Source organism: Desulfuromonas svalbardensis, from assembly GCF_055389415.1.
Window position 1 is genome coordinate 996,230 of the sequence record NZ_AP042416.1, and the last position, 20,350, is coordinate 1,016,579.

Genomic DNA, 20,350 nt, shown 5'->3' on the forward strand with positions numbered 1-20,350 from the left:
TGCCCTCGTCCTGTGCTTAAGAATTATTCGATTGTCTCTAACGTAATTGTAATGGAAATCCTTTTTAATAGGGTTAAGAAATGTAAAAGAGTCGTGTTGCTCTTAATACTTCTTTAGAGAAAATGGCACGAAGGTCATGCTAAACTAAGATATTCTCGGTTTAGCGAGGGTTAATCTCTTTAATTTATCCGCTTAAAAAGGAAAACAGTTGGTGATGGAAATATCTCAAAAATTTAGGGAAATTGGTGTTGCCCTTTCGGTGTTAACGCTGTTGGTGCTGAGCTCCTGTCACCCTTTTGCCCCAACTCCTCGTGCTGAACAGGCTGTTTCATTACCTGAAAGTTATTCCCTCTACAGTGCGCATCAGGCTGGAAGTGAAAATTGGTGGTACGATTTTGGCTGGCAAGACCTTGATCAATTAGTCGAAAAAGGGTTAGCACAAAATCTCACCCTGCATGAAACCTGGGCGCGGCTCCAACAATCTCAAGCACTGGTGCAGAAGAGTCGGGCAAGTCAGTATCCTGATTTAAGTTACGGCGGTGATGCCAGCCACAATCGTCGCGGTCAACAGGTCGGTAATGATACACAGATTGTTACTGGACAAAGTTTTGCCCTGTCGTTAGCAAGTAGTTATGAGGTGGATTTATGGGGACGCGTGGCCGCGGAGGTCTCTTCTGATCGTTTGACTGCTGAAGCAAGTCGAGCGGACTGGATGACGGCACAGGTGACGATTGCCGCTCAAATTGCCGATACATGGATTCAACTTATTACTCAGCATCACCTTGTTCCGTTAGCGCAGGAGCGCTGGCAGCGCTCGCAGCAACAGTTGGAATTGCTCCAATTGCGTTATCGACAGGGGATGGTGACAGGGGTTGCCGTTGCTGAACAGCAACGTCGCGTGGCGGAATATCGTGCTGCACTGTTACCCCTTGAAGAGCGGGAGCAACAACTTAATTATGATCTGGCTCTGCTGTTGGGCGAGTTGCCCTCATGGCGCTGGCAACCGGTGCAAAACCAGTTGCCACAGTTGCCAGAACTTGCAGCCCTGGGCCTTCCCGCAGATCTTTTGGCTCAACGCCCCGATGTTCGCGCTGCAGGGCTGCGGCTTCAATCTGCTGAGTGGAGTGTGAGTGCTGCTCGAGCAGACCGTTTACCCGCGCTACGGTTGAGTGCGGGTGCCAATACCGATAGTGCCCATGTGGCTGATCTATTCGATAACTGGTTGGCGAACCTTGCCGCTAGCGTTACTGGACCGATATTTGATGGACATCGTCGTGCGGCCGAAGTGAAGCGTACTAACGCGGTGGTGGCAGAACGCTTGGCAAGCTATAAAAAAGCAGTTTTGACAGCAATGAGTGAAGTTGAAACGGCATTAATGCAAGAGGATAAACGCTCAAATGAATTGGCTGCGATCAGCGATCAGATAGCGCAACAGCAAGTGGTGTGCGAACAACAGCGGCAACGATATCTGCAAGGGGATGATAGTTACTTGTCTCTACTTGGTGTCGAACAAGCGTTGACGTTGCTCAAGCAGCAACAGCTGCAACAACAACGCGATCTGTTGTTGGCGCGCACGGCACTGCATCGAGCCTTAGGTGGACGGGTGATCGTTGCCCATCAAGAGAGTGTGACCTTAAAAGAAAATCCAGAAGGGTAATTCTGTATGTCGAATCAAAATCAAAGCGCGCAAAATATACCAGTTAAAAAGAACGTACCCTTACGGGTTCTAATTATAGTCATCATCCTTGCTGTGGGTGTTGGTGTCGCCGTGTTTTTGAAAAAAACGGCTCCCCACGCCAAGAAAGTTGCCCCCGTTAGACAAGCTCAGTTGGTCAACGTTCAGCAGGTGGTTCGTGAGGATGCGCGATCACAGGTCTATAGCTATGGTACCGTGATTGCGGCGCGAACGGTGGTTCTCAAGAGTCAAGTCTCTGGGCAAGTGGTTGATCTCAATCCGAAATTTGATGTCGGCGCTTGTTTGCCGATGGCAACGACTGTTTTACACATTGATCCGCGCGATTATCAGCTTGATATCAATCGCCAGCAAGCGGCGCTTAAAAAAGCTCAGGCCACGTTAGCGTTAGAGCAAGGTCAGCAAGGGGTTGCCAGGCACGAATGGCAGATGTACCAACAGAATAATGAGACCTCCTCCCTGTCGGCGGCATTGGCGCTACGTGAACCCTATTTGCGTCAGGCTGAGGCTGAGGTTGCTGCGGCTCAAGCTGTTTTAGATCAAGCCCTGTTGGCGTTGCAACGTACGGCAATCACGCTGCCGTTTGATGCTCTGGTGTTAAGTAAAGAAGTAGATCTTGGTGCCCAGTTGGTTGCTCAAGGTGCTGTGGCAACATTGGTGGCAACGGACACTTTTTGGCTTGAGGTGTCTGTCCCTGTCGCTCAATTGTCGTGGTTGAAATTGCCCGGTGTCAACAGTTCCGTTGGTGCCTCAGCCCAGGTGACCACCCCCAGTCTTAGTCATCCGCGTAGCGGGCGCGTTGTTCGCCTATTAGGTAATTTAGAAGAGGGCGGGCGGATGGCACGGCTGCTTATTGCCATCATTGATCCTCTCGATAAGAATAAACCACTGGGACAACGTCAGCCGTTGCTGCTGGGTGATTATGTTGATGTGGTGTTGGATGGCCGTGATCTCAATGATGTCATCGTGTTATCTCGTAATGCGGTGCATGATGGCAATCAGGTGTGGGTGGCTCAGGCCGATAACACCTTAACTATCCGTACGGTTGAAATTTTATGGAAAGACCGCACGCAAATTTATATTGGTGGTGATGGTGACGGTGAAGATGGCTTGCAAGCGGGAGATCAGGTGATTGTCTCCGATCTTTCTGCGGCGGTCGAGGGGATGGAGATTCGTGTCGATAGTCCCGTTGCCTCTTCTATTGAGGCGCAGTGATGAAAAACGAAACAGAATCAACCTCACGCGGGGCCATTTCATGGATGGCAGGAAACTCTGTCGCGGCAAATTTGCTGATGCTGTTGTTGTTGGTCGGTGGCATTTTTGTCGGCAGCAATTTGAAACAGGAAGTTTTTCCTGAGTTTGATCTCGACCTGGTTACGGTGACTGTCGTCTACCCTGGGGCGAGTCCTGAGGAGGTGGAGCAGGGGATTATCTTATCCATTGAAGATGCCGTGCAAGGGATTGACGGTGTTGATGAGGTGATCTCTAGTTCGCAAGAGGGGGTAGGTCAGGTAACTGTCGAGCTGCTTCTTGGTGCCGATCTGCAACAATTGGCGCGTGATATCGAAAGCGAAGTGGACCGAATCACCACTTTCCCTGAAGATGCTGAAGAACCTGAAGTGAACGTGGTCAGTCGCAAGCGCGAGGTGGTGACGCTGGTGCTGCATGGCGACCAAAGTGAGATGGTTTTACGCAATTTAGCCGAACAGTTTCGCGATTCGTTATTACAAAATAAAGAGATTACTCAGGTTGAACTGACCGGAACCCGCGATCTAGAGATTGCCGTTGAAGTTCCTCAAGCGCAATTACGCCGTTATGGGGTGACCTTGGAAGAGGTTGCGAGTCGCATGGCGAGCACGGCGATTGAGTTGCCCGGTGGTGGAATAAAAACAGAATCAGGCGAAGTATTAGTACGGATGACCGAACGGCGTGATACCGGTGAACAGTTCGCGGCGATCCCGTTAATTAGCAAAAATGATGGCAGTCAGGTTCTCATTGATGATGTGGCGACTGTCATTGATGGTTTTGAAGATAGTGATTATCGCGCTTTGTATAATGGTCAGCCCGGGGTGATGTTAAGTGTTTATCGTATTGGTGAGCAAACACCAACAGGCGTAGCGGCGGCTGTTAGAGAACAGATGGAGCAGTGGCGCACGGTATCAATGCCACCGGGTGTTGATCTGACTATTTTAAATGATCGTTCCGTTGTTTATACCCAACGTGCTGACCTGTTGTTACGAAATGCCTATTTAGGGTTGGCGTTGGTGCTGATTCTACTCAGTATTTTTCTTGAGGCGCGGTTAGCTTTTTGGGTCACCATGGGCATTCCCATCTCCTTTCTTGGCGCATTTTTCCTCATCTCGTTAGCGGGGGTGAGCATCAATATGGTGTCGATGTTCGCTTTCATCATCTCGCTGGGTATTGTCGTTGATGATGCCATTGTCGTCGGTGAAAATATTTATAAGTTTCGCCAGCAGGGGATGAATTTTCATCAGGCTGCGGTGAAAGGGGTGCGCGAAGTCGCTGTCCCTGTAACGTTTAGTGTTCTCACTAATATTGTGGCGTTTTTACCACTTTATTTTGTCCCCGGGACCATGGGCAAAATTTTTATGGTAATCCCGGTAGTGGTCATTAGCGTTTTTACTATCTCGTTGGTTGAATCATTGTTTGTCCTCCCTGCTCACCTTGCTCATTTAAAAGAGAAGGGCGAGCGCAAAGGGCCGATGGCAAGTTTACATCGCTTCCAGCAACGCTTTAGTGCTGGATTTAAACGGCTGGTTGAAAATTATTATGGCCCGTTTCTCAATCGGGTGCTCGATACCCGCTATATCACCATTGCTATCGCTGTGGCGACGCTGTTTATTGCTGTCGCTTATGTTCAAAGTGGCCGCATGGGGATGACCATGTTTCCCAAAGTGGAATCAGATTTTGCCGAAGTGAATTTGACTTTACCGTATGGTTCGCCAGTTGAAAAAACTGAGGCAATTAGTAAGCAATTACTCGCAACGGCTGGTAAAGTTGCCCGTCGTCACGGTGAAGAGTCGTTGGTGATCGGTGATTTTGTAGAGGTTGGCAAGAAAGGTAGCCATATCGCGAAATTGCGCATCTACCTCACCGATCCAGAGATTCGACCGATCTCTACCGATCAATTTGTCAAAGAGTGGCGTAAGGAAACTGGCGAAATTACGGGGATTGAATTTATCCGTTTTGCCTCCGATTCGGGCGGCCCTGGCTCAGGCTCAGCACTCACTATTGAACTGAGTCACCGTGATCTGAATGTGTTGGAATTAGCCAGTGCTGAACTTGCTGAGGCACTGCGTTTTTATCCGCGTGTTAGCGATATCGATGACGGTTTTGCCCCAGGAAAACAGCAGCTCGATTTTACCCTCACCGAGCGCGCGCGCAGTCTTGGTTTAACCTCGCGCGATGTAGCGCGGCAAGTGCGTTATGCCTATGACGGCATCAATGTGCTTCGCCAGCAGCGCGGTCGTAACGAAGTAACGGTTGTTGTCCGTCTGCCTGAAACAGAACGTATCTCTGAATTTGATCTAGAGCAGATGATTTTACGCGCACCGAGCGGGATTGAAATACCCCTGAGTGAGGCGGTGAACATTAAACGGGGGCGCGCCTATATCTCCATCGACCGTCGTAATGGTCGGCGCGTGGTCACTCTTTCTGCCGATGTCACCCCACGCGCTCAGGCGGGCCAAGTGATCAGCTCTCTTGAAGAGGAGGTTCTGCCGCAAATCAAGGAGCGTTATCACGGTTTGACAGTAAGTTATGAGGGGCGTCAGGCCGATTTAGCTGAAAGTATGCGTGGTCTTGCTATGGGGTTGTTGTTGGCGATGATGCTTATCTATCTGTTGTTAGCCATCCCGTTTCGTAGCTATATTCAGCCGACGATCATCATGGTCAGTATCCCCTTTGGTATGATCGGTGCCATCATCGGTCATGTGATGATGGGTTATAGCCTGAGCATCATGAGTTTATTTGGTGTGGTAGCGCTGTCGGGTGTCGTCGTGAATGACTCGTTGGTGATGATTGATTTTGCTAATCGCCGTCGCCGTGAAGGGATGACACCGCACGATGCGATTTTGGCGGCAGGGATTCAACGTTTTCGGCCAATTCTGCTCACCACCCTCACCACCTTTTGTGGTTTAGGGCCGATGATTTTTGAAACATCGCGCCAAGCACGATTCTTGATTCCCATGGCAATCTCTCTCGGTTTTGGTATTTTGTTCGCGACCTTGATTGCCCTTATCTTGGTCCCTGTACTCTATATGGTTGTTGAAGACTTCCGTGGTCAGCATCATATGTCACCACGGCGTTATGAACCTTAGTTCTAGCGTCAACGCATTATGAAAGGCAGCCCTTAATATTCTGTGTGTTAAGGGCTGTTGCTTTTCTGTTGCGCCATTATGGCTGTTGTGATGTGTATAGAAGTTAAATAAAACACATCAATCCATGCTGGAGGTCGCAATGAAAAAAATAAAACTGCAGGTTGTTTTCGCTGTTGTCGTGATGCTGCTCGCGCCGTGCCTTTTGTGCGCAGAGGAGGACCATCACGCACCATCGCTATCGTTTACCACCACTCAGGTTACTGATCATATTTGGATGTTGCAGGGTAAAGGGGGCAATATCGCCCTGTTAACGGGTGACCAAGGGTCGCTTATGGTCGATGCCGACTATAAAGAGATGTCAGCTGCCCTTAAAGAGGAAGTGGGCAAACACGGTGGATTAGATGCCCTGACCTACCTCATTAACACCCATTGGCATGGCGATCATACTCAGGGGAACATGGCCTTAGGCGAGCACGCGTTGATTGTTGCCCACGATAACGTGCGTGCTCGGCTGCTTACCTCTCAAGAAGTGGCGCTGTTCAAGGTGGTTTCGCAACCGTATCCAAAGGTAGCGCTGCCAGCAATCACCTATAGCGAAGTGATCACCCTGCATATTAACGACGAACAAGTGAAGTTGGTTCATTATGCTAATGGCCATACTGATGGTGATTCGGTGGTGTTTTTTAAGAAGGCCAATGTTGTCCACATGGGCGATCATTTGTTTGCTGGGTTTTTCCCTTTTGTTGATGTCCAAAACGGTGGCAATGTGCTGCGCATGGCCGAGAATGTTAAAGCCATTTTGCCATTGATTGATGAGAAAACAATCTTGATTCCCGGTCATGGCCCGTTATCTAAAAAAAGCGATCTAGAAGATTTTTATGCGATGTTGATCGGTACCGTGGCCGAGGTAAGCAAGATGAAAGCAGCTGGGATGGATCTTGAAGAGATGCAGTTCGAAGGGCTTTCAGAACAGTGGCAAAAGTGGGGGGATGGCTTTTTATCTGAGGATGTGTGGATCGGTATTATTGATGCGAGTTTAAGTTCCGAATAACAACATGCTCTGTTTATAATTGAGTCCTAAACGCCCATTGATTTTTACTGATCAGTGGGCGTTTTTTGTTTACAAAACTTTACCTGAATTTCACAGCTCTTAACCCTACTTGGCTGGTAACTTTGATATATTTTTTCAACGAAAGAATTTATTAGCCCTATAAATAGGAGAAGAACAATGAAGACAAAAAAAATGAATTACGTATTGGTTCCACTGACCCTTATTGTGTTGTTATCCATTGGTTTAGTTAGTGTTCACGCCATCGAATGTCCATTGGGGTCCAATGGTGACATGATGACAATGGGTGATATGGCTGGAGCAAGAGGTGAAGGACGCGAATCTGCTAGACGGGAGATGCGTGGTGGTATGCAGCACCTTGTAATGCTCGCTGTCGCATTGGACTTTACCGATGCGCAGAATGCGCAGGTCAAAGAGATTGCCGCTGTAAACCGTGAGAAAAAGAGGATTCTGCGTCAACAACTACACCAAGGGCGGCAACAACTTCATCAGCTGATGGAGAATGAACGCTTTGACGAGGTGGCATTTCGAGCTGCAGCAGGACAGGTTGCCGCAAAGAAGACTGATATGATGGTGATGCGAGTACAAATGCGTCAGGCTGTTTTTGCTGTGATGACCCCGGAACAGCGAGAAAAGGCTAAAAAACTTAAGCAAGTAATGGCCCCAAAGCGCCGTGGTAAAAAAGGTGAGCAACGAAGCGCAAGGTAGTTTTAAATTACATTATGCCTACACGGTATTGTCGTTTGTTCGATAGTTAAATGGCTTGTGTTTAGTGATCTTTTTTTATGAGCGACCACCCCTCAGGGTGGTCGCTTATTGTGTTTTTTGTGAGTTCTCTTAGAAATTTTTGGCATTATTGTCAGGTGAAATAACGAACGATACTGAAAATAGGCCTGTAGCTTTTTTAGTTTTATTACAGTCATGTCCACTCTTTGTTGGTTGTTCATGTGTGGTGAACGTTTGTGGTCTAGTGATTTTGTTGGATATGTTTATTGATAAAAGTGAACTCGTTTGAAAATCGGAGGGAGAGCTTTCTTGGCGCAGTGGAGATTGTTTTGATTGCCCGCGCACGGATTACAGGGTTGTCACCTGAGAATTATCAGCAATCCGTGCGTTAGTTGTTTTCTCAATTAGTCTACCTGAATTAATCCTGGGTGGTTGCCGGTGATGCAGCGACCACCTTGAGCGGTTACGATAAATGTGTTCTCAGTTCCCACCATGCCGATTCCGGCAATCCCTTTTTTTGGTTCAATGGCCAGCACCATATTTTCTTGAAGTGGCTCGTCAAATCCTTTGGCTAACACTGGCCACTCGTCAATGTGGAGTCCAATGCCGTGGCCGAGAAAACGTGCTTGGCGGTCACCAAATCCCATAAAGCCAGCGAGAAATTCGGCATCTAGCTCTGCTGTGATCGAGGCATAAATCTCTGATGGAATTGCACCGGGCTTGAGTAGGGCGGCTGTGTCGTTTTGAATCTGAACACAGCGGTTGTGGATTGCAATGGCTTGATCAGGCAGTTGCCCCTTGTAGACGTAGGTCATGGTCTTATCTGTGTGGTAGCCATCAATACCACAACCAATATCGACAAAAACCAAATCGCCTTGTTTGAGCGTTCTTTCCCGGCTACCAAGCAAAGGAACGGCAGGACTCATGCCGTAATTTCCCCCCGGGCCATCGAAGGATGTTGGATAAATTGAGCTTTCACCGAAGCAAATATGTCCGAGGAGGATCTCGGTGTCGTACATACTAAATCGGGCGATTCCATGGTGTCCCTCCCTAACCATCAAGGAGTAGAGTTCTCCACCTAAGTCGGCTTCTGACATCCCTTTACGAAGTAGTGCTGGCAGTTTATTGACGAGAATATCGTTGTGGATTATTCCTGATTGTTCCATCCTCTCAAGTTCGTAAGGGCTCTTAATCGCTCGAACTGCAGCGATTGAAAAATCAGCAGACTCTATTTGAGAAAAGTTAAAATGCTTATTGAACCGGTGGTACATTGCTAATGGTACTCGTTCTGTCTCAAGGTGAACGGTTGACGGTAGCGCGGTCATCGCCGTTGCCGCATCACGAAAACTGTTCATCGATCTGATATCAGAAAATTCTGATTCATCATGGGCGCGTTGTAGACTGCGCCGTACCCAGTACGTGGCGGGTTTGTCGCGTGGAATGAGTACAACACCATCCTGCATGGTCCCTGTGAAATAGAATTGGTTTATTTTACTGAAAATAGCAATGAATTGCCAGTCGGGACAGTCATTGTTCATGCGTTCGCGTAGTCTGGATAGACGCTGTTCTAATTCAGCGAGCGGTACTTTATGGAACATTTATTTGTCTCCTCAGAGATGTTCAAGGTTGTTTTTTAATCAAAGAGATATTTTATCGTAGATTAAGTGACTATACTGCTGTTTTTTTTGGACTTTATTTTGCATGAATAAGAATCGCTGAAATAGTGGTTAATATATGAGTTTTTTGACAGCTAGATAAATTAAGCATTGTTGCTAAGTTGTTGAAGTTTTAATGATAATTGATTTCATTTATTACGACTGTGTAATTATAGAAAATATGCCTACGTGTTCTAACGTCGTTAAATGACTATTGAGTACCAATGGCTGATAGGGTTTTTATTGTGGAAATGTTTGCAAATATTTTAGTTCTTCTTGGTGCTGTGACTCTGGTTGTCGCCCTGTACCCAGTAAATCAACTGCGCCGTCGCCTCCCGAGTGGTCGTTGTCGGAAATCGTGGATGTTCTTATCGGTGCTGATTGTTTTCTTCTTTATCGGTTATATTGTGTATGCCTACTTGTTCTGGGGGCTTATGCACCATTGGTCCGATATGGTTGTTCCAGCGATCTTCTTTTTTGGTGCTGTGTTTGTTTTCGTTGTCTGTTGCCTATCGTCTAAGACTGCCGATGATGTGACCCGTTTGTGCCATTTAGAACATGAAAATGTAACAGACCCCTTGATGGGAATTTATAACCGTCGCTATATGGACCGTTGTTTAAAACAGGAGGGGGAAAAGGCGAAGCGCTACGGGTTAGATTTTTCTGTGATGATGATCGATGTCGACTTTTTCAAAAAGATCAACGACACCTATGGTCATAGTGTTGGCGATGAGGTTCTTCAGTCCTTAGCCCAAATGATTAAGGGCAGTGTTCGTGATTTTGATCGAGTTTTTCGTTATGGGGGGGAAGAGATTGCCGTTATGATGCCCTATACGAACTGTGAAGGGGCACAGGTCCTTGGTCAGCGACTTTGTGACTGGGTTGGTGCTCGTTCAATGGCTGAAAGCGGTGATTCATTGATCTCTATCACGATCAGCATTGGTGTAAGTTGTCTGTGCTCAAGTGTTGAGGATGTCGGCACTATGATGGCGCGAGCGGATAAGGCACTTTATCGTGCAAAAGAAAATGGCAGAAATCGTGTGGAGGTTGCTGAGCCACCCAAGGTGGTCAATGCACAGAGATCGGTATTGAAAATCAATGCGTAGCTTGCCATGTAAAATGATAAATGGTCACCGGTTGCGATTGTTCGCAGGCGGAATGGTTGTATTAATGTTGGTGCTCACGGTATTGACGGCGTATCACTATTACGAAAATCGTTCAAAGGTGATTGAAACAGTTGATCAACGCCTCTTTGCCGGGGCAACAGCCCTGCGTTATGCAGTAGGCGATTCGTATCATGATCAAACATTGATTCTACAAGGATCAGCGCTGAGAAATTGTTCTCAGATTACAGCGACACTGAAGCAACTTGTCACTGAATTAGGGCTGAAACATCTATATACTTTGGTTGAGTCGGAGGGTGAGCTCTACCTCACTTTGTCGAGCCGATACGGAGACGAAGGCTGCCGAGTAGAGCAGGGCCCTCGTATTGCTCGTTATACGAAATCAGTAGCAGAGGGCCTAGCTGCACACCGTGGTGCAGAACCACGATATTTTGATGCTTCTGATGACAAGGGTAAGTGCCGCTCAGTATTGATACCTTGTGTGACAGCGAGTGGAAGCCGCTATCTCGTTGGTGCCGATATTGACGTTGATGATGTCAACAGTGCTGTTGCCGCTACGTTTCAGCGCGCCCTGATTCAATGTTCCATTTTATTGTTACTCTCTTTCCCGCTGACAGCTCTCTTTGTTTGGCCGCTGCTTTGTCAATTATATACCCATGAATTAACCGGGTTACCAAATCGCGCTCGCTTGAAAAAAGACCTTTCTTCGTGTCGCTTACCGCAGTTAATTTTAGTTGATATTGATGGCTTTAAAGATATTAATCACTATTATGGAATTCATATTGGCGATCAATTGCTGGTCCGTGTTGGCCGCTGTCTAAAGTCACTTATTCCAGCAGGAACACGATTGTACAAACTCGACGGTGACGAATATGCGTTGTTGTGTGAATCGTCACCACGAAGTATCTCTGTTGATTACCTCATATCGAGAATTAATGAACAGCGTATTGAGATTGATGATACAGAGTTTCGCCTCTCTGTTACCGCAGGTGTGGCACAGGGGACAACGCAGTTAATTGAACATGCTGACTTGGCATTAAAAGAGGCAAAGCGGGTTTTGAAACCGTACAAACATTATTCCTCTTATTTACATACAGTTCAACATAGCCAAGCTAATTTGCTTTGGACTTCTAAATTAAAGGATGCCATCGACGGCAATCGGATTGTCGCTTATTTTCAACCTATCCATGATAATAGGCAGCACAAAATCAGTCATTACGAGACGTTAATTCGACTCGTTGAGGAGGATGGTACAGTTGTTGGACCCACCTTTTTTATGGAGGCTGCACGTCGTTCGCGAGTTTATAGTCAGCTAACACTTATTGTTATTGATGCGGCGCTGGCCTTTATTGATGAGAACGATGTGTCTTGTACTGTAAACCTGCTTAACGAAGATATTGTCGTTGAAGAGAGTCGACAGCGAATTGTTGATCGGATTCGCAAGGACAGCGGGCGTTCGAAGCTTATTTTTGAGATTGTTGAGTCGGAGGGGATTGATAATTACGATGTGATCAAGTCATTCATTGATCAGGTTCGCGTTTATGGTGTACGCGTAGCGATCGATGATTTTGGTACTGGCTATTCTAATTTTGATCATATCTCCCATTTGGATGTCGATTATATCAAGATCGATGGTGGCCTTATTGAGCAATTGAATAACTCTGATCGTTCTAAGACAATTGTCGAAGCGATTATCCATTTTGCCAAAGAGTTAGAGATTGAAACGATTGCTGAATATGTTAGCGATGAATCGTTACAGCAGAGAGCCGAAGAGATGGGTATCGATTATTCTCAAGGCTATTTTATTGGTAAACCCAAGCCATCAGCGGCTATAGGTGATCAGCTGTCTTGATTGTAATTCCACGTTCTCGTGAGAACGTATTTTCTCATTGCTATCAATATAGATTGAACACTTGACTTATTTGCCTATTTGGCTAAACTACCAAATAGGCAAACACTTGCAGCGAGGTTTATGATGTTGTCAGAAAAAAAATTGCACTTAGAAGCACGCGCCAAGGTTCTTAAAGCGCTGGCACATCCGACGCGGCTATTTATTATTGAGGAAATTGAGAAAGGCGAGAACAGCGTCAACTCCCTTACTGCAATGATTGAGGCGGATGTGTCAACGGTTTCAAAACATCTTGCGGTACTTAAACATGCTGGAATTGTTATTGATGAGAAGCGGGGGAATCAAGTGTTTTATCGCTTGACCGTTCCGTGCATCTCGAATTTTTTTGGTTGTATTGAAACCGTACTTACTCAGCAACATGCGCAACAATCGTTGGCCATTGGGGCGAACACTTCGCTTCGGCAAGTACCAAAGAAATAATAAATACTTGATCATTATTTTTATAGAAAAAGGGTGTGAGGAACAATGCAGTGGAATCGTGAATGGAAAACATTTTTAGTAATATTGAGTGCTTTTGTTGTGTGCTATACGTTGCCAGTCGAACAAATTGAAGCAGCTGTCTGGCCTTCTAGCCCGCTATGGGAAGCGTTGTATCTTGTTCGTTGGTATGCCCAAGAGCATGTGGTGCTGTGCCTTGTTCCAGCATTCTTTATTGCTGGTGCGGTAGGTGTTTTTGTTAGCCAAGCTGCGGTGATGAAATATCTCGGTCCTAAAGCGAATAAAATTTTGGCCTATGGGGTTGCTTCGGTTTCAGGAACAATACTAGCGGTGTGTTCTTGTACAATTTTACCTTTGTTTGCGGGTATTTATCGCATGGGGGCAGGCCTTGGTCCTGCGAGTGCTTTTCTCTACTCAGGCCCAGCTATTAATATTTTAGCGATCATTTTGACTGCGACGGTACTGGGTCCTGAAATGGGGATAGCCCGCGCAGTAGGTGCGATCGTTTTTAGTGTTGTGATTGGCGTATTGATGCATTTTTTCTTTAGAAAAGAGGAGATGGAAAAAGTACTCGCTGCGGCTGCTATGCCTGAACCCGAGGTGACACGGCCATTATGGAAGGTTTCAATCTACTTTTTCAGCATGGTTGGAATTTTGGTGTTTGCCAATTGGGGACAACCACAAAGTTCTCAAGGGCTATGGCATGAAATATGGGCTAGTAAGTGGTTAATTACGGGTGGGTTTGCCACACTGTTGGGCTTGTGCTTAGTGTTGTGGTTTCGTGTGGCGGCTAGTGCGATCTATGCGATTGCAATTCCAGTGTTGTTCTTGGCCTTTATGTTTTCTGCGCAGCCAGTCATTGCTTTTGTAGTTGGTATTTTTGGCTTAAGCCTTATCTTAACAACACGAAAAGATAATGAGGAACTTCAAGAGTGGTTTGAAAATTCATGGGATTTTGCTAAAAAGATCTTACCATTGTTGTTTTACGGAGTGTTAATTGCGGGGGTCCTTTTGGGCCGGCCTGGGCATGAAGGAATCATTCCAACAGCGTGGATTTCAACGCTCGTTGGCGGTAATGGGTTGTCGGCGAACTTGATGGCTTCGGTGTTGGGCGCATTTATGTATTTTGCTACATTGACTGAGGTACCTATTTTGCAGGGATTGATGGGAGCTGGGATGGGTAAGGGGCCAGCGTTGGCTTTACTTCTAGCTGGGCCAGCGCTTTCTTTGCCAAATATGCTGGTGATTCGCAGTGTGATGGGGACAAAGAAAACAGTTGTTTTTGTTTGCTTAGTTATTGTGATGGCGACCATGAGTGGTTTGATTTATGGAACCTTTTGGAAATGATTAACCATAGATAAGGGGTGGAATTATGGAAGTTTTAGTCTTAGGAACAGGATGCAAAAAGTGTAATGACTTGGTGGAGAATGTAAAACAGGCCGCTGCTGATCGGGATATGGAAGTGAGTATTGACAAGATCACTGATCTCAATCAGATTATGACGTACGGTTGTATGACAACACCAGGACTTGTGGTTGACGGGACGTTAGTCTCTCAGGGGAAGTTGTTGAAGCCTGAACAAATTGCAGTTTTTTTTACCGCAAAGTAGATATCTTTGCGGTAGTAGTTCAATAACTTGAACTGTCTGGGAGGTTTTAAATAATGAAAATGTTGGTTGATTCAGAAAAATGTACGGCATCGGGTGAATGTCTTTTGGTATGTCCACAAAGTGCGATAACCCTAATTGGTGGTGTCGCGAACATTGACCATGATCTGTGTGATTTTGATGGTTTGTGTATCCCAGCGTGTCCACATGGAGCGATTAGTTTTAAGGAATAATTTGAAACTTTATGTGAAGTAGTTTCGATGTGATCGAATTTTATTCCTCACATTCGACTCGATTGCGACCGTTACTTTTCCCCTTATACATCAGGGTGTCTGCGCGGTCGATCAATGTTGTAATCGTGTCACCCTCTTGGAGCATTGTTACGCCAATGGTGACCGTGACATGGATTGGTTCCACAGCGGTTTTGATGTAACAGCTATCGATGAGCATGCGCATTCTCTCACCAAGTTTTAGTAACATGTTGAGTTCGACATTGCGAATGATACCGATAAACTCTTCGCCTCCCCAGCGTCCATAAATGTCAAATTGGCGCGAGTTGTGGGCCAGTGTTTTGGAGACAAATCGAAGAACCTCATCGCCGATGATATGGCCAAAGGTGTCGTTGACCTGTTTAAAGTGATCGATGTCGATGAAAAAGAGTCCAAATGGGACCTTGTTGCGCAGATGCTCATCAATGATGCTTGTAAGCTCTCGCTCTAAGTAGTTACGATTAGGCAGTTGCGTTAGGGTGTCGAGCAATGCCAATCTTTCGAGTTCCTTTATCCGCTGCTGATTGGCACTCTGGGAGTTGTTATCAACAAAGCATTCAGTGGCACCAATTGTCTCACCTGCCGAGTTTTTGATTGGGATGGTTCGTACGAGGACCTCGATGCGGTGGCCCTTTTTGTGATGAAGAAAAACATTTGCATGGTGCATTCGGTCATCGTTTAGCGTCGCGGCCAGCGGACAGGCTATTTTGCATAAATTGGACCCATTTTCATTCACATGACATAAAAGCCCATCTGAACAGCTCATGCCAATAACCTCGCTGGCCTCGAAACCCGTAAGTAATTCTGCGGCTTTATTCCAGTAGCGGATGATTCGGTTGGTGTCGACGAGGTAAATACTGTCAAAAAGATTCTCAGCAATGTATTCAAAGCCGATGTCTTCGATATTGATTTGTTGCTGTGACTGATGTGTTGAGTCTGCTGTCTTATCTTTTGTATCTGTCATAATTGTTAATTTTCTTCCTCTTTGGCGATTATTTTGACAAATTGATCACTACTGTGAGCCATGATTTGGCCAACTAATTGAGCCTCATCGTGCTGATTAGAATGAAGTAGTTCTTTGTGGTATTCCATTAGGAGCTCATCAATTTGTTCAATATCGTTATCATCGACATCATTCAATTCAACTTTAGCGCCCCATGCTAACCGCTGGCGAATGGCAGGTCGATCCATATTCATTTCGGGGTCTAAATAGCAGTAGACTGTTCCGCCTGTCATACCCGAACAGATCCATGGACCAGGGTCGCCTAGAACTACGACACGGCCGGATGTCATGTATTCAAAAGCAAACCCTTTGAGGTTCGCGTGGCCAGCAATATTGGCCAGGGTATCTTTACGCGGTTCAAGAATGCGAGCACCAAGAACCACATCGGCCCCTGAAAGGCGAATACATGCGCGACTGTCAGCATCACCTTGGATGATAAATAAACCACCCTGAGCGCCATATGCAAGCCCTTTGCCGACGGAACCACCGACCCGTTTGCCGTCAATATTCTCACCTTTTAAGATAACAATTCGACCGCCGAGTGCCCCCTTACCGACACCATCCTGAGCACCTCCTTCGACACTGATATTAATGCCGTCAATATTGAATGCGCCTAAGCCGTTACCAGGAATTGAATCGCGGCGAAAATGGAGGTGTGCTTGTTTTCCTGCTGGATAACGTCCATCTCGATAGGCTTGCGTCATCGCTCCAGCCAGTCGAGTACCGATGGAGCGGTCACAACTATTGACACCGTCATCGACAAAGCGTACCCGCTCTTCCCCTTCATCAAAGGCATCGGTCACCAATGTTGACAGTAATGAGGTCAAGTAGTTGAGTGGTTTACGAATCAATCGTGTTGAATCTTTGCCGATTTGACCTATTTCGCACGATTCGATGCGTAACAACTCATCGAGCTCTAGTACTTCAAGACCGTGGGTTTGTTCAAGTAAGCACGATTGTCCGACAAGGTCCTGAGTGCGGGTATAACCGAGTTTAGCGGTGATGTTGCGAATCTCCTCGCCAATGGCGCGGAAGAACGTGGTTTCATAGATGATGCCGTTTTCAAGAACCCGGGGGATGAAGCGTTTAATCCCTTTGTTGTGTGCTTCTTGCTCGCTTTCAATTTGAGTCGCGATACCAACATGGCAGGTTCCGAGGTGGCAATTACGGCATGCAGTGCAGCCGATGACAACCATTGGTAAGGTACCAAAGCCAACTCTGTTCGCACCGAGGAGCATCAGCTTCACAACGTCACGTCCTGTTCGAGCACCACCGTCGGCCCAAATCTCAACTTTATCGCGTAGGCCACAACAGGAGAGGGCGCGGTGGGCTTCTCGCACACCGATTTCAGCGGGTAAACCAACGAATTTAATCGCATGTTTACGTGCCGCGCCAGTGCCGCCATCGTAACCACTGATCGTGATAATATCGGCGCCAGCCTTGGCGATCCCCATTGAGATGGTACCAATTCCTGCTACGGCAGGTACTTTAACTGAGATTCGCGCCTGTGGATTGGCGGTGCGCAGTTCTTCGATGATTTGTGCTAAATCTTCAATTGAATAGATATCGTGGTTGTTGGATGGCGAGATCAGGGTGACACCCACACTTGAATTTCGTGCGGCGGCTATTTTTGCAGTCACCTTAAAGCCAGGTAGATGTCCACCCTCGCCGGGCTTAGCACCTTGTCCCGCTTTAATCTCAAGAAAATCGGCAGAGTTGAGCAGATCCATATGGACACCAAAGCGGCCAGAAGCAATCTGCTGGCCACGGTTCTTACGATATTTTCCCAACATGTCGGGGATCTCTCCCCCCTCGCCGTTCATGCAGATGATGTTGAGTTTTTTTGCCGCTTCAGCATAGATTCTAAAAGCGGTTTCCCCTTGAGAACCAAAGCTCATGGCTGAGATCAAGAATGGAAAATCGTGATTACCGATTGAGGTGTCAACCTCTTGCGGGTCAACGCTCAGCTCATTTTCAAATTTGAAATCGAGGAGGTGGCGAATAGCCAATGGGTGGTCGATCTCATATTCGCGAATTAACCGGGATAGATCGTTGTAACTTTCCTCCATTTTAGCAACGGCCCCAACCTTTTTCCAGATTTTAGGATAAAGACGAAACTGTGCTGGCACGGCTTGTAGTTCTTTGCTGCGGACAATAGCCGTTCGGCTGCGGTTGTTCTCCTCTTGGCGGCTAAAATTTAAACCGCGTTGACTTGAACCGCAAAAGTTTGGCGTTTCAAAGATATCAACGATCTCGGGACTCAAGCCGATGGAGGAAAAATATTTACCGTAGCCACCGATCTCGTGCGTCCCCATGGTTGACATCACTTTTTCAATACCACGAGTGATCACGTTAAGCACGTTTGTTAGTCCGCTATCGGTTTCATTGCTTGGCACTTGATCGGCAAGCTCCCACAGCATGTAGGGGCAAACGGCATCTGCGCCCATGGCAACACAAAATAGAATGTCGTGAAGGTTTCGTAATGCGCCCGAACGCAACACCATTGCTGTTGAACGACGTAAACTCTGGCCATTTTTGCTACGTTCAGCTTTAAGCGCTTTATGGAGGTTGCTGACAACCAGTGCTGGATCAAGAAAGCTTTGTGTCGGAGTAAAGGCACGACTGTCATCTAGAAATAGAAGTTGCGTGCCGCGACGAACGGCTTGAAGGGCATCCTCTTCAAGCCGAGCCAGTGCACTCTCGATTGATTCATCCCGCTTTAAAGTACACGAAATTGTTTTGTAGCGTTTGCCACTACCGGGTTGATATTGGCCGAGAAGGGTTTCAATTGAACAGATGCCAAACTGCTGAGCTGTTTTATTCTGGTCCGTTTTAGCGACAATACGCAGCCCGCCTGTTAACAATGGTGCAGCTAGGCTGGTGGTTGAAGCAACTCGTCCGGAAAAATGGGGTCGAGGTCCAATGAAAACTTGAGATGAAAAATGCTCAGTCTCTCGCTCACGGTCGATGGCGGGGTTGGTCACCACGGCCACCTGCTCTTTAAAGTAGTCGGCAATGTTTTGATGGGTCGTTGCTAGCGCGGCAAGGGGGCCATCATAACCAAGGGACGCAATAGGGTCTTGGCCCGACTTGGTGATCTCCTTGATGTTGAGCAGATCGCTGCGTTTCCAAGCAAACCCAGACAACAGGTTGTCCAGTTTGAAGTTGGCCATTTTTTGAAACAGTTCGGTCTCTTTAATGGCTGCGTTTGGCAGTTGAGCACCATCCGATAGGTGCTCGGTGTAGCGTCCAAGTTTTGCTCGTTTGCTCATGCGTTGATACACCAGTTCACGCAATTCATCGTGAGGGTAAACATCGATCCCGTGTTGTGGATGGAGCTGAAGGGCAAGTTTTTCCCCAGGAGCCAGCACTTTTGGATCGCAGAGAATTTCTTCCTGAGCGACAACACCAGCTTCAGACGAGGCAAAATAGAACTTGTTGGTTTCGCCAAACCATAGTGGGCGAAGTCCCATAGCATCAACACTAAATACACATTGATCCTGCCAGCGGGTGATGACAGCTGCTGGACCTTGAGCGCTGGCGGTGAAAAATTGTCGTAACAGCGTGTACATCTGCTGTTGATTGACGGGTAACTTTGCCGCTTCGGTAAAGATCGGTGGGAAACAAACCTCCATCGCCTCATACAGACTCAAACCGTGTACCTGAATCAGCCCTTCAAGGGTGCGATTGAGATCTTGTGAGTCACTGCCACCAAGGGGGAGCGATAATCCGAGCATCCGTGCCTCTTCACGTAATCGGGCAATGGTGTTGATCTCACCATTATGGCCTAACAGGCTGAAAGGTTGAGCGCGTAGCACGGTGGGCAGGGTATTGGTAGAAAAACGGCTGTGACCGATGGTCGCCGAGGATTGAAACTCTCTCCGTTTCAATTCTGGATAATACAGGCTTAAAATTTCGGGTGCGCCATGAACCTTGTAGGCTGTAACGGTATTAGACAGCGAGGCGACATGGACAGGAAATTTTTCCTCAATGGCGACATTTAATTCATACAGCGTGCGACCACAGTTTTTACCATCGTCAAAGTGCAGGGCCAATTGAACAAAAAGAGGTTCACCAGCTTTGGCCATAGTCGAGAGCGCGTCGCTACGCACTTGACCGTGACGCTCGACTAACAACTGGGCACCGTGGCGACCGCACAGGGTGAGAATTCGAGTTAACAGTTGCTCGTCTTTGATAAGTTCTTCACGAGGGACCAGAATATGGGCGATGGCAAAACTCGTTTGGTCGGCCAGCGCAGCCTCTTTGCCCTCTTTTTCAAGGATCTCTCGCCACAGTTGGCGTGGAATGTCCGTTAAAATTCCACAGCCATCACCTTCACCGCCAATTTCACCAGCACGATGGCCCATCTTGATCAGCGCATCAATGGTACGCTGAACATTACTGTGACTAGGGTAACCGTTTTTATTAAAAAAACCGATAATCGCGCACGCATCGCGCTCTTCGGGAATTAAGCCAGATTTGTTCGGATCAGGAATAGGCATGAACTTAAAAACTCTC

The 20,350-nt window shown here is 47.0% G+C and carries 14 protein-coding genes; 11 read left to right on the plus strand and 3 right to left on the minus strand.

The genetic code is table 11. From position 1 onward, the window contains the following. The first annotated feature begins 214 nt into the window (after positions 1-214). The 5 genes from ACZ5KY_RS04440 to ACZ5KY_RS04460 all read left to right on the plus strand — a co-directional run bounded on the left by ACZ5KY_RS04440 (position 215) and on the right by ACZ5KY_RS04460 (position 7,810). Positions 215-1,657 carry an efflux transporter outer membrane subunit gene (locus tag ACZ5KY_RS04440; RefSeq protein ID WP_464244630.1) on the plus strand — a complete coding sequence of 481 codons (1,443 nt, stop codon included), beginning with the start codon at positions 215-217 and terminating at the stop codon, positions 1,655-1,657. Between the two features lie 6 nt (positions 1,658-1,663). Then, on the plus strand, positions 1,664-2,908 hold the full coding sequence (locus ACZ5KY_RS04445) for an efflux RND transporter periplasmic adaptor subunit (protein WP_464242696.1): 1,245 nt from the start codon (positions 1,664-1,666) through the stop codon (positions 2,906-2,908). Further along, positions 2,908-6,033, plus strand: a complete 3,126-nt coding sequence (locus tag ACZ5KY_RS04450) for an efflux RND transporter permease subunit (RefSeq protein ID WP_464242697.1) — start codon at positions 2,908-2,910, stop codon at positions 6,031-6,033. Before ACZ5KY_RS04445 ends, ACZ5KY_RS04450 begins: the two co-directional genes overlap by 1 nt. Before the next feature lie 139 nt (positions 6,034-6,172). After that, the gene (locus ACZ5KY_RS04455) at positions 6,173-7,084 is read left to right on the plus strand and encodes an MBL fold metallo-hydrolase (RefSeq protein WP_464242698.1); all 912 of its coding nucleotides are present in this window, start codon (positions 6,173-6,175) and stop codon (positions 7,082-7,084) included. Positions 7,085-7,261: 177 nt separating this feature from the next. After that, positions 7,262-7,810 carry a Spy/CpxP family protein refolding chaperone gene (locus ACZ5KY_RS04460; RefSeq protein WP_464242699.1) on the plus strand — a complete coding sequence of 183 codons (549 nt, stop codon included), beginning with the start codon at positions 7,262-7,264 and terminating at the stop codon, positions 7,808-7,810. Positions 7,811-8,232: 422 nt separating this feature from the next. Here ACZ5KY_RS04460 and ACZ5KY_RS04465 read toward each other — a convergent pair whose 3' ends face one another. Beyond that, positions 8,233-9,426 carry a M24 family metallopeptidase gene (locus tag ACZ5KY_RS04465; RefSeq protein ID WP_464242700.1) on the minus strand — a complete coding sequence of 398 codons (1,194 nt, stop codon included), beginning with the start codon at positions 9,424-9,426 and terminating at the stop codon, positions 8,233-8,235. Positions 9,427-9,707: 281 nt separating this feature from the next. Between ACZ5KY_RS04465 and ACZ5KY_RS04470 the strand changes: the two genes are divergently transcribed. The 6 genes from ACZ5KY_RS04470 (at position 9,708) to ACZ5KY_RS04495 (ending at position 14,793) form a co-directional block, all read left to right on the plus strand. Further along, the gene (locus ACZ5KY_RS04470; RefSeq protein WP_464242701.1) at positions 9,708-10,589 is read left to right on the plus strand and encodes a GGDEF domain-containing protein; all 882 of its coding nucleotides are present in this window, start codon (positions 9,708-9,710) and stop codon (positions 10,587-10,589) included. 52 nt (positions 10,590-10,641) lie between these two features. Then, a complete protein-coding gene (locus ACZ5KY_RS04475; RefSeq protein WP_464242702.1) occupies positions 10,642-12,459 on the plus strand; it encodes an EAL domain-containing protein in 1,818 nt (605 codons plus the stop codon). 120 nt (positions 12,460-12,579) lie between these two features. Further along, positions 12,580-12,936 (plus strand): ArsR/SmtB family transcription factor, encoded by a 357-nt coding sequence (locus tag ACZ5KY_RS04480; protein WP_464242703.1) that lies wholly within the window; start codon positions 12,580-12,582, stop codon positions 12,934-12,936. Positions 12,937-12,981: 45 nt separating this feature from the next. Then, the gene (locus ACZ5KY_RS04485; RefSeq protein ID WP_464242704.1) at positions 12,982-14,301 is read left to right on the plus strand and encodes a permease; all 1,320 of its coding nucleotides are present in this window, start codon (positions 12,982-12,984) and stop codon (positions 14,299-14,301) included. A 25-nt stretch (positions 14,302-14,326) separates the two neighbouring features. After that, entirely contained in the window at positions 14,327-14,563 is a 237-nt protein-coding gene (locus ACZ5KY_RS04490) for a thioredoxin family protein (RefSeq protein ID WP_464242705.1), read from the plus strand. Between the two features lie 53 nt (positions 14,564-14,616). Then, positions 14,617-14,793, plus strand: a complete 177-nt coding sequence (locus ACZ5KY_RS04495) for a DUF362 domain-containing protein (protein ID WP_464242706.1) — start codon at positions 14,617-14,619, stop codon at positions 14,791-14,793. Positions 14,794-14,833: 40 nt separating this feature from the next. Here ACZ5KY_RS04495 and ACZ5KY_RS04500 read toward each other — a convergent pair whose 3' ends face one another. Together ACZ5KY_RS04500 and ACZ5KY_RS04505 are read right to left on the minus strand one after the other, a co-directional pair. Beyond that, positions 14,834-15,793 carry a GGDEF domain-containing protein gene (locus ACZ5KY_RS04500; protein ID WP_464242707.1) on the minus strand — a complete coding sequence of 320 codons (960 nt, stop codon included), beginning with the start codon at positions 15,791-15,793 and terminating at the stop codon, positions 14,834-14,836. 5 nt (positions 15,794-15,798) lie between these two features. Next, the gene (locus tag ACZ5KY_RS04505; RefSeq protein ID WP_464242708.1) at positions 15,799-20,334 is read right to left on the minus strand and encodes a glutamate synthase-related protein; all 4,536 of its coding nucleotides are present in this window, start codon (positions 20,332-20,334) and stop codon (positions 15,799-15,801) included. Positions 20,335-20,350 lie beyond the last annotated feature (16 nt).

What these genes read in the sequence shown, in the direction of transcription:
- ACZ5KY_RS04440 (WP_464244630.1), top strand. Translation starts at nt 215, where the DNA reads ATGGAAATATCTCAAAAATTTAGGGAAATTGGTGTTGCCCTTTCGGTG.
- ACZ5KY_RS04445 (WP_464242696.1), top strand. Translation starts at nt 1,664, where the DNA reads ATGTCGAATCAAAATCAAAGCGCGCAAAATATACCAGTTAAAAAGAAC.
- ACZ5KY_RS04450 (WP_464242697.1), top strand. Translation starts at nt 2,908, where the DNA reads ATGAAAAACGAAACAGAATCAACCTCACGCGGGGCCATTTCATGGATG.
- ACZ5KY_RS04455 (WP_464242698.1), top strand. Translation starts at nt 6,173, where the DNA reads ATGAAAAAAATAAAACTGCAGGTTGTTTTCGCTGTTGTCGTGATGCTG.
- ACZ5KY_RS04460 (WP_464242699.1), top strand. Translation starts at nt 7,262, where the DNA reads ATGAAGACAAAAAAAATGAATTACGTATTGGTTCCACTGACCCTTATT.
- ACZ5KY_RS04465 (WP_464242700.1), bottom strand. Translation starts at nt 9,426, where the DNA reads ATGTTCCATAAAGTACCGCTCGCTGAATTAGAACAGCGTCTATCCAGA.
- ACZ5KY_RS04470 (WP_464242701.1), top strand. Translation starts at nt 9,708, where the DNA reads ATGGCTGATAGGGTTTTTATTGTGGAAATGTTTGCAAATATTTTAGTT.
- ACZ5KY_RS04475 (WP_464242702.1), top strand. Translation starts at nt 10,642, where the DNA reads ATGGTTGTATTAATGTTGGTGCTCACGGTATTGACGGCGTATCACTAT.
- ACZ5KY_RS04480 (WP_464242703.1), top strand. Translation starts at nt 12,580, where the DNA reads ATGATGTTGTCAGAAAAAAAATTGCACTTAGAAGCACGCGCCAAGGTT.
- ACZ5KY_RS04485 (WP_464242704.1), top strand. Translation starts at nt 12,982, where the DNA reads ATGCAGTGGAATCGTGAATGGAAAACATTTTTAGTAATATTGAGTGCT.
- ACZ5KY_RS04490 (WP_464242705.1), top strand. Translation starts at nt 14,327, where the DNA reads ATGGAAGTTTTAGTCTTAGGAACAGGATGCAAAAAGTGTAATGACTTG.
- ACZ5KY_RS04495 (WP_464242706.1), top strand. Translation starts at nt 14,617, where the DNA reads ATGAAAATGTTGGTTGATTCAGAAAAATGTACGGCATCGGGTGAATGT.
- ACZ5KY_RS04500 (WP_464242707.1), bottom strand. Translation starts at nt 15,793, where the DNA reads ATGACAGATACAAAAGATAAGACAGCAGACTCAACACATCAGTCACAG.
- ACZ5KY_RS04505 (WP_464242708.1), bottom strand. Translation starts at nt 20,334, where the DNA reads ATGCCTATTCCTGATCCGAACAAATCTGGCTTAATTCCCGAAGAGCGC.